The 13,144-nt window shown below is 68.2% G+C and carries 12 protein-coding genes and 1 pseudogene; 3 read left to right on the top strand and 10 right to left on the bottom strand.

Annotation, left to right across the window (positions count from 1 at the left end):
* Positions 1 to 26: 26 nt before the first annotated feature.
* From IM543_08300 to IM543_08275, 6 genes and pseudogenes are all read right to left on the bottom strand, one after another.
* Positions 27 to 563: pseudogene (locus IM543_08300) on the bottom strand (hypothetical protein).
* Positions 560 to 1,366, bottom strand: coding sequence for a hypothetical protein (locus tag IM543_08295; protein QOY95818.1), 807 nt, complete (start codon positions 1,364 to 1,366; stop codon positions 560 to 562). Before IM543_08295 ends, IM543_08300 begins: the two are co-directional and overlap by 4 nt.
* A complete protein-coding gene (locus IM543_08290; protein ID QOY95817.1) occupies positions 1,359 to 3,056 on the bottom strand; it encodes a type II/IV secretion system protein in 1,698 nt (565 codons plus the stop codon). The genes IM543_08295 and IM543_08290 overlap by 8 nt, the downstream gene beginning before the upstream one ends.
* A gap of 20 nt (positions 3,057 to 3,076) precedes the next feature.
* The gene (locus IM543_08285) at positions 3,077 to 4,282 is read right to left on the bottom strand and encodes a type II secretion system F family protein (GenBank protein QOY95816.1); all 1,206 of its coding nucleotides are present in this window, start codon (positions 4,280 to 4,282) and stop codon (positions 3,077 to 3,079) included.
* A gap of 58 nt (positions 4,283 to 4,340) precedes the next feature.
* Entirely contained in the window at positions 4,341 to 4,757 is a 417-nt protein-coding gene (gspG, locus tag IM543_08280; GenBank protein ID QOY96583.1) for a type II secretion system major pseudopilin GspG, read from the bottom strand.
* A gap of 269 nt (positions 4,758 to 5,026) precedes the next feature.
* Complete coding sequence (locus IM543_08275) at positions 5,027 to 5,452, bottom strand: hypothetical protein (protein ID QOY95815.1); 426 nt, start codon at positions 5,450 to 5,452, stop codon at positions 5,027 to 5,029.
* On the opposite strand from IM543_08275, the gene IM543_08270 reads away from it, so the two are divergent.
* The 3 genes from IM543_08270 (at position 5,451) to IM543_08260 (ending at position 7,223) form a co-directional block, all read left to right on the top strand.
* Positions 5,451 to 5,645 carry a hypothetical protein gene (locus IM543_08270; protein ID QOY95814.1) on the top strand — a complete coding sequence of 65 codons (195 nt, stop codon included), beginning with the start codon at positions 5,451 to 5,453 and terminating at the stop codon, positions 5,643 to 5,645. The genes IM543_08275 and IM543_08270 overlap by 2 nt on opposite strands.
* 134 nt (positions 5,646 to 5,779) lie before the next feature.
* Positions 5,780 to 6,118, top strand: a complete 339-nt coding sequence (locus IM543_08265) for a hypothetical protein (protein QOY95813.1) — start codon at positions 5,780 to 5,782, stop codon at positions 6,116 to 6,118.
* Between the two features lie 136 nt (positions 6,119 to 6,254).
* On the top strand, positions 6,255 to 7,223 hold the full coding sequence (locus tag IM543_08260) for an IS1595 family transposase (protein ID QOY95812.1): 969 nt from the start codon (positions 6,255 to 6,257) through the stop codon (positions 7,221 to 7,223).
* 52 nt (positions 7,224 to 7,275) lie between these two features.
* Here IM543_08260 and IM543_08255 read toward each other — a convergent pair whose 3' ends face one another.
* The 4 genes from IM543_08255 to IM543_08240 form a co-directional block, all read right to left on the bottom strand.
* Positions 7,276 to 7,884 carry an NF038129 family PEP-CTERM protein gene (locus IM543_08255; protein ID QOY95811.1) on the bottom strand — a complete coding sequence of 203 codons (609 nt, stop codon included), beginning with the start codon at positions 7,882 to 7,884 and terminating at the stop codon, positions 7,276 to 7,278.
* A gap of 18 nt (positions 7,885 to 7,902) precedes the next feature.
* Positions 7,903 to 10,914: an ExeM/NucH family extracellular endonuclease gene (locus IM543_08250; GenBank protein QOY95810.1), complete on the bottom strand. Its 3,012-nt coding sequence runs from the start codon at positions 10,912 to 10,914 to the stop codon at positions 7,903 to 7,905.
* A 198-nt stretch (positions 10,915 to 11,112) separates the two neighbouring features.
* Positions 11,113 to 12,180: a TIGR03790 family protein gene (locus IM543_08245; GenBank protein QOY95809.1), complete on the bottom strand. Its 1,068-nt coding sequence runs from the start codon at positions 12,178 to 12,180 to the stop codon at positions 11,113 to 11,115.
* A 115-nt stretch (positions 12,181 to 12,295) separates the two neighbouring features.
* Complete coding sequence (locus IM543_08240; protein ID QOY95808.1) at positions 12,296 to 13,027, bottom strand: PEP_CTERM-anchored TLD domain-containing protein; 732 nt, start codon at positions 13,025 to 13,027, stop codon at positions 12,296 to 12,298.
* Between the last annotated feature and the right edge of the window lie 117 nt (positions 13,028 to 13,144).

Genomic DNA, 13,144 nt, shown 5'->3' with positions numbered 1-13,144 from the left:
CCCGATTTGCCCGATTCGGCCATCTCCCACTGTGCGCTGAGCTGGAAACGCAGGGGCCGGTTCGGCTCCTGCTCGGCGATCTCGTGGCGCACCAGGGCGCTTGACGCGAACCAGCCCCCCTCCTGCAGCGCCGCCACGTAGGCCAGCATGTCGTCGCTGCTCTTCGCCTCGGCCGTGATGCGCAGGCTGCGGCGCTTCGCGTCCGGCTCCAGCGCCAGCAGGGCCACGCTGGCCGGGGTCGCCGCGCCCACCGCCTCGACCAGGTCGCGCCAGGGCAGGTTGAGCTGCATGACGGCCTCGTTGACGGCCTGGGCCTGCGCCTCGGGCACCATGAACGCCGCCGGCGCCGCGAGCAGCACCGGGCGCATGGCGCCCGAGCGGGCCGCGATGGCGGCCTGCAGCGCGTCCAGCTGCTCGCGCTGTTCCTGGTAGGCGAGCAGCTGCGACACCAGCGCGAAGCACATCACGGCCAGCGGCAACAGGAAACCCGCAAAGCGCGGCGGCACCCGGAACAGGGTGCGGCGCAGGCTGCGCGGGGCAAAGTCGATCCGGGTACGCTTCATGATCCGATTCCGGTGCGCGCCAGGCGCACGTGCAAGGGCCAGTCGGCGCTGTCGTCTTCCAGCAGCGTACAGGCGAATTTCAGGCGGCCGGCCGCACTGGCCCAGCCGGCGGGGGCGGCGCCGCACAGTTGCAGGCGCTCGGGCCGCCCCACCCCGACGCGCAGCGCTTCGCGCGCGACATGGGCTTCAAGCCAGTCGCGGTCGGCATCGGGCGGGATCACGGCGGTGCGCACCGCCGCCAGCGCGCCGCCCTCGAAGGCCGCGAGCGAGAGCACGCCGCCATGCACCAGTCCGAACCAGGCGCCGGGCCGGTGCGCGCGGCGCCAGGCGTTCATCGCGGCCACGAACTGCGGCGTCACCTCGACCAGGTGGAAACGGTGCTGGCGCGCCAGCGTCTCCAGCAGCGCCAGCAGGGCCTCGGGCGCGGCGGCGGCCAGGAAAGGCCGCGCGGCGCTCCAGTCGGCGCTGATGCGCCACGCGAGCGGCGGCGCGCCGAACAGGCTTTGATGGCGCAAGGCGCAAGCGGCCTGCAGGTCGCTGAAGCGGGCGGCGCCCGGCGGCGGCGTCACCTGCCACAGGCGCACCAGCTCGTCGGCCAGCACCACCGTCAGCGGCCAGCCGCGCGGGTTCGCGTCGCCCAGCAGGGCGCGCAGGCCCGCGGCCAGCGCATCGGGCGCACCGGCCTCCAGGGGCACCGTGGCCAGCACCTCGGCGCCGGCGCGCGGCCAGCCGCTCACCCGCAGCAGGGCAAGGCCGTCGGCGGCGACGCCGAGGCGCAGCGACTGTCCGAACCGTCTACGCATGGAGCGTCACCCGCTTGATCTCGTCGATGGTGGTGGCGCCGCGCCTGACCAGGTCGAGCGCGGCCAGGCGCAGGCTGCGGGTGCCGTTGGCATGGGCCGCGGCCTTGATGCGGCGGATCGGCTGCTTGTCGACGATCAGCTCGCGGATCTCGTCGTTCAGGGTCAGTATCTCGGCGATCGAGCGGCGCCCGCGGTAGCCGGTGCCGCGGCAGTCGCCGCAACCCTTGCCGCGCATGAAGACGTAGTCCTGCGCCTCCTCGCGCGCCAGGTGCACCGAGGCCAGCTCGGGCAGGTCCGGCTGGTAGCGCTCGGCGCAGTGCGGGCAGTTCATGCGGATCAGACGTTGGGCCCAGATGCCGTTCAGGGCCGACACGAAGGCATACGGGTCGATGCCCATGTGGGTGAAGCGCCCGAACACGTCGAACACGTTGTTGGCGTGGACGGTGGTCAGCACCAGGTGGCCGGTCAGGGCCGACTGCACCGCGATCTCGGCGGTCTCGCGGTCGCGGATCTCGCCGACCATGATCTTGTCGGGGTCGTGGCGCAGGATCGAGCGCAGTCCCTTGGCAAAGGTCAGGCCCTTCTTTTCGTTGACCGGAATCTGCAGGATGCCCGGCAGCTGGTACTCGACCGGGTCCTCGATGGTGATGATTTTCTCGCGCCCGTTATGGATCTCGGTAAGCGCCGCGTACAGGGTGGTGGTCTTGCCGGAACCGGTCGGCCCGGTCACCAGCAGCATGCCGTAGGCTTCCTGCGCCAGCGTGCGCAGGGTCGCCAGCGACGGCGCGTCGAAGCCCAGCGCCTCCAGCGTGAGCGCGCCGTAGGCTTCGATCATGGCGCGCTTGTCGAGGATACGGATCACCGCGTCCTCGCCGTGGATGCTGGGCATGATCGAGACCCGCAGGTCGATGTCGCGCCCGCCGGATTCGACCCGGAAGCTGCCGTCCTGGGGGATGCGGCGCTCGGCGATGTCGAGTTCGGCCAGCACCTTCAGGCGCGAGATGATGTGCTCGGCCAGCTCGATGCCCCCCACCGTGGCCGCATGGTCGAGCACCCCGTCGACCCGGTACTTCACCGCCAGGCCGCCGGCGGTGCTCTCGAGGTGGATGTCGGACGCCCCGGCCTTGAGCGCATCGTACAGGGTGGAGTTGACCAGCTTGACGGCCGGGCTGGCGCCTTCCGACACCGAGGCGAAGGACAGCACCTGGGCGGTCTTGCCGTCGCGCCGCGCTTCGCCGTCGCCCCCGACCAGGCTGTCGACGGCGCGCGCCGATTCTTCCTGCTTGGAGAGATAAGCCTGGATGTCGGACTGCAGCGCCAGGCACAGTTCGAGCGGGGCCCTGGCGGTGGCGCGGGCCTGCGCCCCGAGCCAGGTCTGCAGGTCGAGGTCGAACGGATCGGACAGCACGCCGCGCAAGCGCCCGCCCGCGTCGCGCAGCAGCACGCAGTGGCGCGCCATCGCCCCCGCCAGCGGCAGCAGGTCGAAGGCGGGAGACTGCTCCAGCATGGCGGCGGTCTCCATCACCGGCAGCGCGAACGGGGCCGCCAGCTCGCGCACGATGCGACGCGGCTCCAGACCGGTCAGGCCCTCGAGTTCGGCCACCAGGCCGCGCCGCGACTGCGCGGCCTGCGCGCGGGCCCTGGCCAGCAGCGCCGGATCGAGCGGATGCATGGCGCCGGCTTCGCTCATCCCCGCACTCATCCCCGCACTCATCCCATGTCTCCGGCCAGGTCGAAGATCGGCATGTAGAGCAGCACCACGATGGCGCCCACCACCAGGCCGATGGCCGCCATCAGCAGCGGCTCGAAGGTCCGGGTGAAACGGTCGATCCAGCGGCTGATCTCGCCGTCGTAGAAGGCGGCCGACTGGGTCAGCATCGGCCCCATGTCGCCGGTGCGCTCGCCCACCCGCAGCATGCGCAGCGAGATCGGCGTGGTCAGGCCGTTGGCCTCGAACGCGTTCGACAGCGGCTGGCCCGATTCGACGGCGGCGCGCGCATGCAGCAGGCCCTTGCGCACGTTCCCGGACACCATCGGCTGCACCGTCTCGATGGCGCCGACGATGGTGATGCCGCCCTCGGTCAGCATGCCGAGCGTGAGGTAGAGGCGCGACAGTTCGTAGATGCGGGCGCGCTCGCCGATGCCGGGCAAACGCACCAGCAGGCGGTTGATGCCGCCGCTGCGCAGCAGGTGGCGCCCGCCGGCCATCGCGCCGGCCAGCAGCAGCAGCGCCGCGACCAGGATCGCACTGCCGTGGCTGGCGGCGAACTGGCCCCAGTCGAGCAGCAACTGCGACATCCAGGGCAGCGAGCGCCCTGCCCCCTGGTAGACCTCGGCGAACTTCGGCACCACATAGCCGATCAGGAAGGCGCTCACCCCGCCGCCCACCAGCAACAGGATCACCGGGTAGATCGAGGCGCTGACGATCTTGGCGCGCACGATGTCGATGCGCTGCTGGTAGTCGATGTAGCGCGTGAGCGCGCGCGGCAGGTCGCTGGTGCCCTCGGCGGCGCGCACGATGCCGACATACAGCGGCGGGAACAGATCGGGTTGGCTTGCCAGCACGCCGGAGAAGCGCTTGCCCTCGCGCAGGCCGGCCAGTAGCCGCTCGAGCACGCCGCGCGCGCCCGGGCTGGCTTCTTTTTCGAGCAGCGCTTCCAGGCCCTCGACGATGCCGAGCCCGGCGTTGAGCAGGGCCAGCAGTTCCTGGCTGAACAGGACCAGCGACAGCCTGCCGCCGCTCTTGCGGTCGAAGCCACTGAACAGGCCCAGCGGCGAGGACCGGGCCGGCTCGACGGCGCTGACGAACAGCCCGCGCGCCTCGACCTGGCGGCGCGCGTCGAGCGCGTCGGCGGCGTCGACGACCAGGTTCGAAATCGACATGTCGGGCGCAAGGGTGCGAACGGCAAACTGCATGAAGGCGGGCCCTGCTAGGTGTTAGCTCTATGGAACGGTGACGGTGTACTGGTCGCGCTCAGTTCGACGAAATGTCGGCATTCTCGCCGGTACCGCCCGGCTGGCCATCCTTGCCGAGCGAGAGGATGTCGTACTCTCCCTTGCTGCCCGGTGCGCGGTACTGGTAAGGACGGCCCCAGGGATCCTGCGGCACGCCTTTCTTCAGGTAGGGACCGTTCCATTTGGCGCCGGCGCTCGGCGGCGCGGCCATGAGGGCATTCAGGCCTTCCTCGGCGCTCGGATAGCGGCCGACGTCGAGGCGATAGGTGTCGAGCGACTTGTCGAAGGCGTCGATCTGCGCCTTTGCCACCGTCACTTCGGACTTGCCCAGTTGCGAGAAATACTTGGGACCGACATACGCCGCGAGCAGGCCGATGATCACGATCACCACCAGCAGCTCGAGCAGCGTGAAGCCCCGCTGCCCGTTGCGCGCCATGCCGCGCACGGCCACGCATGAGGCGGCACGCGCTTGAGCGTGCTGTTCCATTACTGAATGCATCGACCCACTCCTAATTGCACATACGAAAAGCCTGGCTTGGAAGGCTACCACGCCGCCCGATGTCAAGACAACATTTCTTTCTCTTTTGTCATTGCCGCGACATTGCGCACAGCGACGGCTGTCACTATCGCAGGCGCCTGCGCGGGCCCGCTTGCGCTGCCGCACAGCGGCTGCGCTCGCAAGCGAAGCAGACGAATCGGGATGGGTCAGCGCGCCACCGGCGGTGCCGCCGGGGAGGAGGCGCCGAGCTGGCAACTGCCGCTGCTGCAGACCGCACCCGGGTCGACCAGGTAGCGGCAGGTGGACACCAGGCCACTGGCCTTGATCTCGGCCTGGCGCTCGGCCTTGTATTGCTCGGCGAGCGCGCGCAAGGCTTTCTCGTCGGTGCGCGATTCGGAATACGGCAGGTAGGCCTGCGGGCCGCCACAGGCCAGCGCCCCGACCGGCAGGCTGCGGCACTGGCCGGAATGGGTACAGGAAGCCTCGCCGATCAGGGCGCGGATGCGCGCCAGCGTGTCGCCACCGTGCGCGGCCGCCGCTGTCTCGCCAGGGCTTTGCTTGCGGCCGGGATCCTGGGCCTGGGTGCTGCAGGCGGTACAGCCGAGCAGGAGGATTAAAAGGAGTTTTCGCATGCCGTTCATCTTCCCTGCTTGCCCGGACGTGGTCAAGCGAATCGGGGTGTGCATGGCCGGGCTTGCCAACGCGACCGGCATTCGCAGGCCGTCGCCGGGCAGCAGAGGCAGCAAAGAAAGTGTTGCCGTAGAACATCAATTGCCACACAGAATTTTTTATTCCCTTAAAAACATATTCCGCAACTGCCACTAAAACCCACGAACATCGCGCAATTCTATTTCTAAACTTTAATATTTTCTGTTCACTAATGAAAATAATTGAGCACCGGAAAAATTTACTCTCTACAATTAGATTCGTTACCGACGAGCTTGCTCCACAGACCGATCATGAACACCTCCTTCCGTACTATCGCCGCCATCGCCCTGACTACCCTCCTGACCGCGTGCGGCGCAGGCCAACAGGAAAGCCAAGTGTCGATGACGCTCGGCGCGGCAGTGCAGAGCGACCTGGGCGTCGCGGCGGGCGCTCCCGCCATCGCAGTCGCCGCGCCTGCAGCCTCGACCGGCCCGGCGGTCGCCGCCGCCGCCGGCCCCAACAATCCGGTCCCGGACTGCGCCGCCGAAGGCTGCGCCAGCCTGCGCATCATCGACGGCAATGCCGAAGCCTACCGCGTGGACGCGATGCGCCGTGCCGCAGCCGAAGCCGACGGCATCACCCGGTCGTAATCCTCCTCCCGACGCATCCGTCACGGCGCCTTTCGGCGCCGTTTTTTTTGGCTCTGTCAGCGTTAACTATGGATGAGGGCTGAACTGCTGAGCACCTCCCTGGTCGAACACCTGTCTCCATCGACAGGAAGCGGCCGTGAAAACACCCAGCTTCACGAAATGGTTCGCGCGGCTGCCCGCGCTGAACGGGGCGCAGCGCCAACAAACACTGGCGGCATTGCATCCGGCCGCAGGGCTGGACCGGGTCGTCGCCCTCATCGAGCAGATCCGCGCACCCCAACGCGCCTGCCCGCGCTGCGCCTCCCAGCGCTGCCACCGGCACGGCCATGCCAACGGCCTGCAGCGCTATCGCTGCAGGGAATGCGGCCGCAGCTTCAACGACCTGAGCGGCACGCCTTTGGCACGGCTGCGGCTGCGCGAAAAATGGCTCGACTACCTGGACGCATTGATCGGGGCCACATCAGTGCGCCGCGCCGCCCTTGACGTGGGCGTGCACCGCAACACCGCGTTTCGCTGGCGCCACCGCTTCGTCGACCGGGTCAAGCACGACCAACCAGAGCAATTGAGCGGCATCGTCGAGGCCGATGAAATGTTCATCCTGGAATCGCAAAAGGGCGCGCGCAAGCTGGACCGGGCGCCGAGAAAGCGTGGCGGCGCGGCGCGCAAACGCGGCATCTCAAACGAGCTCGACTGCATCCTGGTGGCACGCGACCGCGCCAGGCAGACCATCGGCGCACTGGTCGGGCGCGGGGCCTTGAAGGCGGTGCACCTGGAACGCCACCTGCTGCCCAAGCTCGACCGGCAAGCACTCCTGGTCAGCGACGCCAATGCCGTTTACCGGACGTTCTCACGCAAACATGGGATCGCCCACCAGGCGGTCAACTTGCGCGCCGGCGTGCGTGTGCGCCGTGACGCTGGCAACGCCCTCCACGTCCAGAACGTCAACGCCTTCCATCAGCGTCTGCGCGACTGGCTGGCCCGCTTCCGCGGCGTGGCATCGCGCTACCTGCCGAATTACCTCGGCTGGCACCGGGTGCTCGACCGCGCGCAGGTAATTTCTGCGGAACAGTTTTTACGCATCGCAATCGGGGTCATCAATAGATAAAGGTAACAGCGCCTTTTTTTTTGCCCCAGGAATCGGCATCCTGCGACAAGGCTCAGCGGCGCTGCAGGCGCCGGGTCGCACCGAGCAGGAACAGTCCGGTGGCGACCAGCACCCAGTCCGACGGTTCCGGCACGTCCCCTTCCGGCAAGACCTCGACCCGCGCCAGCTCGGCGCCGACCATGGTGGTTTCTTCGCCCGGCACCAGGAAGAAGGTCAGCGCCGGGAAGTCGCCGGTCAGCGGGGCGAAGTCGCTGTCGACCAGGGAAACGCCGAAGTCCGCGCCCAGTCCGGCCAGCGCTTCCTCGAAACGCAGGTCGAAGCTGAAGATGCCGCCGAAGGTCACCGCCTGGCTCACCAGCGACAGGTTCTCGCTGGCCACCAGGGTGAAGCCATCGGCGCGGTTGCCGCCGGCCAGCGATTCGAAGTACGCCTCCACGCTCTCGTCGAAAGCGCCGTGCAGATTGGTCACGGTCGCCTTGGCCGGGCCGACCCCGACATAGCCGCCGAAGCTCAGGTCGAGGTAGCCGGACAGGCCGACCCAGTCGCTGGCGCCGGTATCGAGCGTCACGCGGTACAGCGGTCCGGCCAGTGCCGCCGGCGCGGCCGCCAGGATCGACAGCGCCAGCAAGGCGCGCAGGAACAGGTTCTTGAAGTTGGTCATGACAGTTTTCCCTTGATATTAGAACGAGCCCGAGAACAGCTTCGGCGTGTAGCCGATCGCCTTCTTCGACGGGTTGCTGAAGGTGACGGTGACGCTCACGCTGGCGCCGGGGGCCAGCGCGGCGCCCGGCAGCGTCAGGTAAGGCGCGCCGTCGTGGGTGCCGCTGGCGCCGTCCAGGCTCACGCCCTCGGTCAGGCCCTGCAGCACGAAGTGCAGCGGGCCGGACAGGGGCACGGCGGTGGTGTTGGTGAAGGTGAGCTTGCCGCTGTACTTCAGGGTGGCGCGGTTCATCGTCAGGCCGCCCTGCGTGACCTTCACCGAGGCGGTGACGTCGGCATACGGCGCGCTCAGGTCCAGGCTGACCACCACCGGGTCATGGTCCGAAGCGCGGTAGGCGTTCTCGCGATACGGGTCCTGGACCGTGTCGCCGAGGTTGTAGTCGATGTGCTCCGGCTCGTCGGCATTGTTGTGCCATTCGGCGGCGCCGGCCACTTGCGCGCTCAGCGCAGCACTGGCCAGTGCATGGTCGAGGTAGCCTGCCTGGCCGTCGAACACATAAGAATACGGCATGCCTTGCGGACGGACGAAGCGCTCGATCTGGTTGACCAGGCCCTTGCTGGTCAGCAGGTTGATCGGGTTCTCGAAGGCATAAGCGTTCATGTCGCCGATCACCAGCACGTCCGGATCGCCGGCGGCCTGCACCACTTGCGGGATGAAGACATCGGCCAGGCGCGTGGCCTGGTTGACGCGGGTGGTATCCCAGCAGCCCTGGCCGTTGCCCGGATCGAGGTCGCCGCCGGTGGCGCCGCCGCAGCTGGCTTTCGACTTGAGGTGGTTGACGATCACGGAGAACCTGGCGCCGTTGCCGGCCTTGAAGGTCTGGGCCATGGGCGGACGGTTATTGATGCGGTCGCTGTCCGACAGGGCGCCCCCCACCAGCGAGACCACGGCCGGCTTGTAGATCATGGCCACGCGGATGGCGTCGGTCCCGGTTGCGGCAGGCGCCGGCACGGCCGCATAGACCGGCTGGCCGATGGCGGCATTGAGTTGCTCGACCAGGTAGCCGACGGCGACGTCGCCGTTGTTCTGGATTTCCATCAGGCCCACCACGTCCGCGTCCAGGCTCTTGAGCGAAGCCACGATCTGGTTGCGCTGGCGGACGAACTCGGTCATGTTGTCGGCGCCGCGGCATTCGCTGGCCGCGGTGCGCGAACCGATGGTGCAGCCCTGGCCGGTGCGGCCCCAGGCGTCGCCGCCGTTGGTGAAGGTGGTGAAGAAGTTCAGCACGTTGGCGCTGGCGACCTTGACGCCGGCCGGCAGGCTCGGCGCTGCCGGACGCGGATTGCTGCGCGAGAACTGCGGTGCTTCGGTCGGCTGCAGCTTGAACGCCGCCCCGCCGCCGCCGATCGAGCCGTAGTCGAGCACGCCGGTCAGGCCGCTCACGGTATCGCCGGCGCGCACGGTATTGTCTTCGCCGAGGTAGGGAATGACGGCCGGGGCGCTGAAGATGCCATCGTCCAGCACCACTTCGTTGGCCGCATTTTCCTGCGCCAGCGCCGCCGCTTCCGGCGAACCGGCGGGATAGCGGTTGGTCGGGTTCTCGCGACGGCCGTAGGCCAGGGTCAGTTCGCCGCGGTCGCCCAGGTACTTGTTCTGGTTCACGGTCAGGTCCGACACGAAGCGCACCAGCATGCCTTCATAGCGGGCCAGGTCGGCGTTGGGCAGCACGATATTGGTCGGCGTCACGGACTGGCCGCTGGCCAGCCGGGCGACCTGCGCGATCTCGGTCAGCTCGGTATAGGTACGGTTGGCGCCGCTCGGGCGGTATTCGGTGACCTTGCCGCTCACGCGCACGCGGTCGCCCGGATTGATGCCGGTGACCAGCGCCGCATTGCTGTTGAAGACGTAGATGCCGTCGGAGGTGGTGGGGTCGCCGTCGCCCACCGGATCCTGCACGAACAGGCTGTTGCCCAGCTTTGCCGTCACCACGCCTTCGGTCGACTGTACCGTGCCGGCGTAGGGGCTGGCCGGGCCGCTGCCCTGGATTTGCGGAATGCTGAGCTGGCCGGCGACGCTCACGGCCACGGTGCAGCTCTGTTCCTGGCTGTCGTTGTTGGTGAAGCTGACCTTGACCGGGTAGCTGCCGGCCGCGACGGCGGCGCCGACCTGCAGGGTCACGCTGGCGCTGGCGCCGATGGCGCCGGCCGGCGCCAGGCCGCTCAGGCCGATGCCCGGCGCGGCGCCGGAGACGATCACGGCATTGTTGACGATGCTGTCCGCGTCGCTGGCCGACAGCAGCGCCGAGCCGCCGCTGCCCTGCTCGACCTGCAGGCCCGCCGGGCAGCTGGCGACGATCGGCGCGGCGACCGGTTCGCCCCCCGAGCACATGTTGCGCGGGCTGGCGCTGGTGCGCGGGGCGACCGGGCCGATGCTGAAGTCGACGCCGTTCTGGTCGCTGTCCTGGCAGCCGTCCGCTGCGCGCGAGGCCGAGCTGGTGTTGCCGATGCCGGCAGTCGGCGCATCGCCTTCGAAGCCGTTGGTGCCGCTGCCGTAGCCGACCAGGTCGACCACCGTGGCGCCGGTCGGCTTGGTGCCGCCGAGGGCCGTCCCGTTCCTGACCAGCGCCACCTTGCCGGCCGCGCCGGCCATCGGGATGCTGCCGTTCAGGTCGGACGGGGTATCCGGCACGGCGGCGGCGCCGGACGCCTCACGGATCAGGAAGTACTGGCCCGGCTCGATCCGGGTGCCGGCCGGGATCCGCGTCACCTGCCACGAACTTCCGGTGCTCGAAGCGTACTGCACGCTCCAGTCGCCGATATCCACGGCGGCGCCGCTACGGTTGAACAGTTCGATGAAATCGTGCTTGTAAGTGGCGACGTTGGCGCCGCTGCCGTTTCCGCCGGCGCCGTACACCTGGCTGATGACGATGTCGGGCGATGCGGCAAAAGCCGATACCGAAAGGCTGGCAAGCAGGCTGGCCAGGACCGTAAGGCGGCCGGGAGAAAGAGGCGATGCGGCGATCTTGTTCATGGGGTCCCTGATGTTTGATCCGGATCTGTATTTAAGGGGAATAAATTAGCAAAATGAAATTTATCATTGGGAAAAATTAGTGTAAATAAATAAATTTACATCCCCGTGACAAGTTTTTGATGTCATTGCCTCTACAACAGGCACGCGCGGGGAGAAGGAAGCATGTGCTTCCTTCTCTCTCATAGGGAAGAGCCGGTTTTAGCGGGAACGGTAGGGTGCGGCGAGGGGCTCGCCGATGAAGAGGCCTTGTGTTGGCCACGCAACACTCTTCCAGTAGGCTTCGATGGCACTGTTACCGCTCAGGTAGTGGCGCAACAGGACGGAGGGGTTAGGAAACTTCTGCCAATGGTTGCACGGCTCGCTGACGGTGCCGTAGCTGGCGGTGGCGCCGGCTTCCAGCCAGCGCAGGCTGCTCATCTGGGACGTTCCCAGCAGGTCGCCGCCGAGCGAGGTCAGGTGGTCGGCCAGGGCGCCGGGCACGAAGCCGAGGGTCTCCAGCTTGGGCACCTGGGCCATGCCGGTCTGGTAGACCAGCACATCGCGCACCCCTTCCAGCACGTCGGCCTGCATGACCCGGGTGCTCAGGCGGCGTCCGGGGATGCGTCCCGGGCGCGGGAAAAAACCGGCGCGGGTGTTGCGCGCCTTTTCCGACGTGGCGAGGTAATAGGCGGTGGCCGGCACGGTGCGAAAGCCGGCGGCCGCGCCGCGGTCGATCAGGTCTTTCGCCCCCTGCACCGATGCGGTCGGCAGCAGCATCGAGATGCGCATCTGGTGGTCGGTATAGGGGCGCGCCGACTTGCTGTTGAAATATGGACTGGGCTGGCCGGCGGCGCAGGTCCTGGCGCACTGGCTGCCGTCGAAGCCGAGGGTGTAGGCGCTGGTGATGGAATTGCAGTCCACGGCATACGGCGCGGTCCAGACCATCAGCACGGCCTGGATCTCCGGACCCAGCCGGCTGTCGATTTCTTCCTTCAGCAGGCGCAGGCGCGCCGGGCTGATGCTGCGCGGCTTGCCGGGTATGCGCACGTGCACCACGTTGGCGGCCGGGATCGCGCGGCGCTTGCGGTAGTAGGCGCCGACGGCGACGCTGGACGGATCGTCGTCGTTGATGACGATCGCCAGTTGCCGGGGCGTGAGCGCGGAGGCGCCGGTCGCGCCAAGCGCAGCTGGGGCATGGAGGGCGCCGGCGGCGCACAGCAGGGACAGGCAGCAGAGCAGGACGGCGCGCAAGCGCGCACCCAGGTAAGCGTGCAGGGTCGGTCGCATGGATCGGTCGCAGGATGAACGGGGGCGGAACCAAGGCTCCGCCGCCATCATGCCACAGCTTGCCGTTCAGTCATCTCACGCCTGTCAAGGCGCCGGCCGCAGGCTGCACTGCCCTTCAGTGCGTGCGCCGGGGCGCCGGACGCGCGCGGCGCCGCCATGCGGTCCAGCCCAGCACGCCCAGGCCGCCGAGGAACATCGCCGTGTTGGCCGGCTCCGGTACCGGGGAGATCGAATACACCTCGAGCGCGTCGACCTGGAACAGCTGGCCGCCCGTGCTGCCGTCGATGATGCTGGTGCCCTCGGTGAGCCCGTTGCCGTAGCTTACCTGCCAGGACAGTGCGGCATTCAGGCGGTCGTTGACCAGCAGGTCGGGGCCGGCGCCGAAGGTCGGACCGTGATTGGGCTCATTGAAGGTCTGGCGCAATCCGCGGTTCGGGAGAATGTCGCTGGTCTGGACCTGGCGCCACAGTTCGCCGGCGGTGTAATTGAAGATGAAGGCGGTGCGCTGCCAGTCACGCGGGGTTTCGTGCCAGCCGTCGGTGGACGACCAGCTCTGCGGGTTGTAGCCGCCGACGATCCAGCTCTGGCCGAAGTCGTTGGTGACCTGCAGGAGCGTGAACGTGATGCCGGCGCCATCGGCGGCCTCGTGGAAGTCGCGCGAGTTGTGACCGGTCTGGCGTGTGTAGATGTTGCGCAGGTCCAGCGGGCCGATGCCCAGCCAGCGTTCGAGCTGGCCGTACAGGGTCAGGTCCAGCAGTGGCGCACCGCTCTGGGCATGCGCCGCCGGCGCTGCCAGGCCCAGCGTCATGCTGATGGCCAGGCCAGACGCTGCAAGCATTGTTTTCATGGTGCTCCCCCCTTGCTCGGTTCAGTTGCGGGCATTGTATGCCCGCGTTCCGGAAGGGGTTCGCACGGTTCCGCTGCGCAAGCGGGTTCGTCCGTAAGCTGGACGAACCCGCTTGGC

Source organism: Massilia sp. UMI-21 (assembly GCA_015277795.1).
Classification (GTDB): domain Bacteria; phylum Pseudomonadota; class Gammaproteobacteria; order Burkholderiales; family Burkholderiaceae_D; genus Telluria.
Note: the sequence above shows the minus strand (reverse complement) of the source record. Positions and strands in the feature narration are given on the sequence as shown.

Excerpts from the sequence above, each read along its gene's own strand:
- IM543_08285 (QOY95816.1), bottom strand. The coding sequence starts at position 4,282 with ATGCAGTTTGCCGTTCGCACCCTTGCGCCCGACATGTCGATTTCGAAC.
- IM543_08265 (QOY95813.1), top strand. The coding sequence starts at position 5,780 with ATGAACACCTCCTTCCGTACTATCGCCGCCATCGCCCTGACTACCCTC.
- IM543_08250 (QOY95810.1), bottom strand. The coding sequence starts at position 10,914 with ATGAACAAGATCGCCGCATCGCCTCTTTCTCCCGGCCGCCTTACGGTC.
- IM543_08255 (QOY95811.1), bottom strand. The coding sequence starts at position 7,884 with ATGACCAACTTCAAGAACCTGTTCCTGCGCGCCTTGCTGGCGCTGTCG.
- IM543_08270 (QOY95814.1), top strand. The coding sequence starts at position 5,451 with ATGCCGTTCATCTTCCCTGCTTGCCCGGACGTGGTCAAGCGAATCGGG.
- IM543_08295 (QOY95818.1), bottom strand. The coding sequence starts at position 1,366 with ATGCGTAGACGGTTCGGACAGTCGCTGCGCCTCGGCGTCGCCGCCGAC.
- IM543_08290 (QOY95817.1), bottom strand. The coding sequence starts at position 3,056 with ATGAGCGAAGCCGGCGCCATGCATCCGCTCGATCCGGCGCTGCTGGCC.
- IM543_08245 (QOY95809.1), bottom strand. The coding sequence starts at position 12,180 with ATGCGACCGACCCTGCACGCTTACCTGGGTGCGCGCTTGCGCGCCGTC.
- gspG (QOY96583.1), bottom strand. The coding sequence starts at position 4,757 with ATGGCGCGCAACGGGCAGCGGGGCTTCACGCTGCTCGAGCTGCTGGTG.
- IM543_08275 (QOY95815.1), bottom strand. The coding sequence starts at position 5,452 with ATGCGAAAACTCCTTTTAATCCTCCTGCTCGGCTGTACCGCCTGCAGC.
- IM543_08240 (QOY95808.1), bottom strand. The coding sequence starts at position 13,027 with ATGAAAACAATGCTTGCAGCGTCTGGCCTGGCCATCAGCATGACGCTG.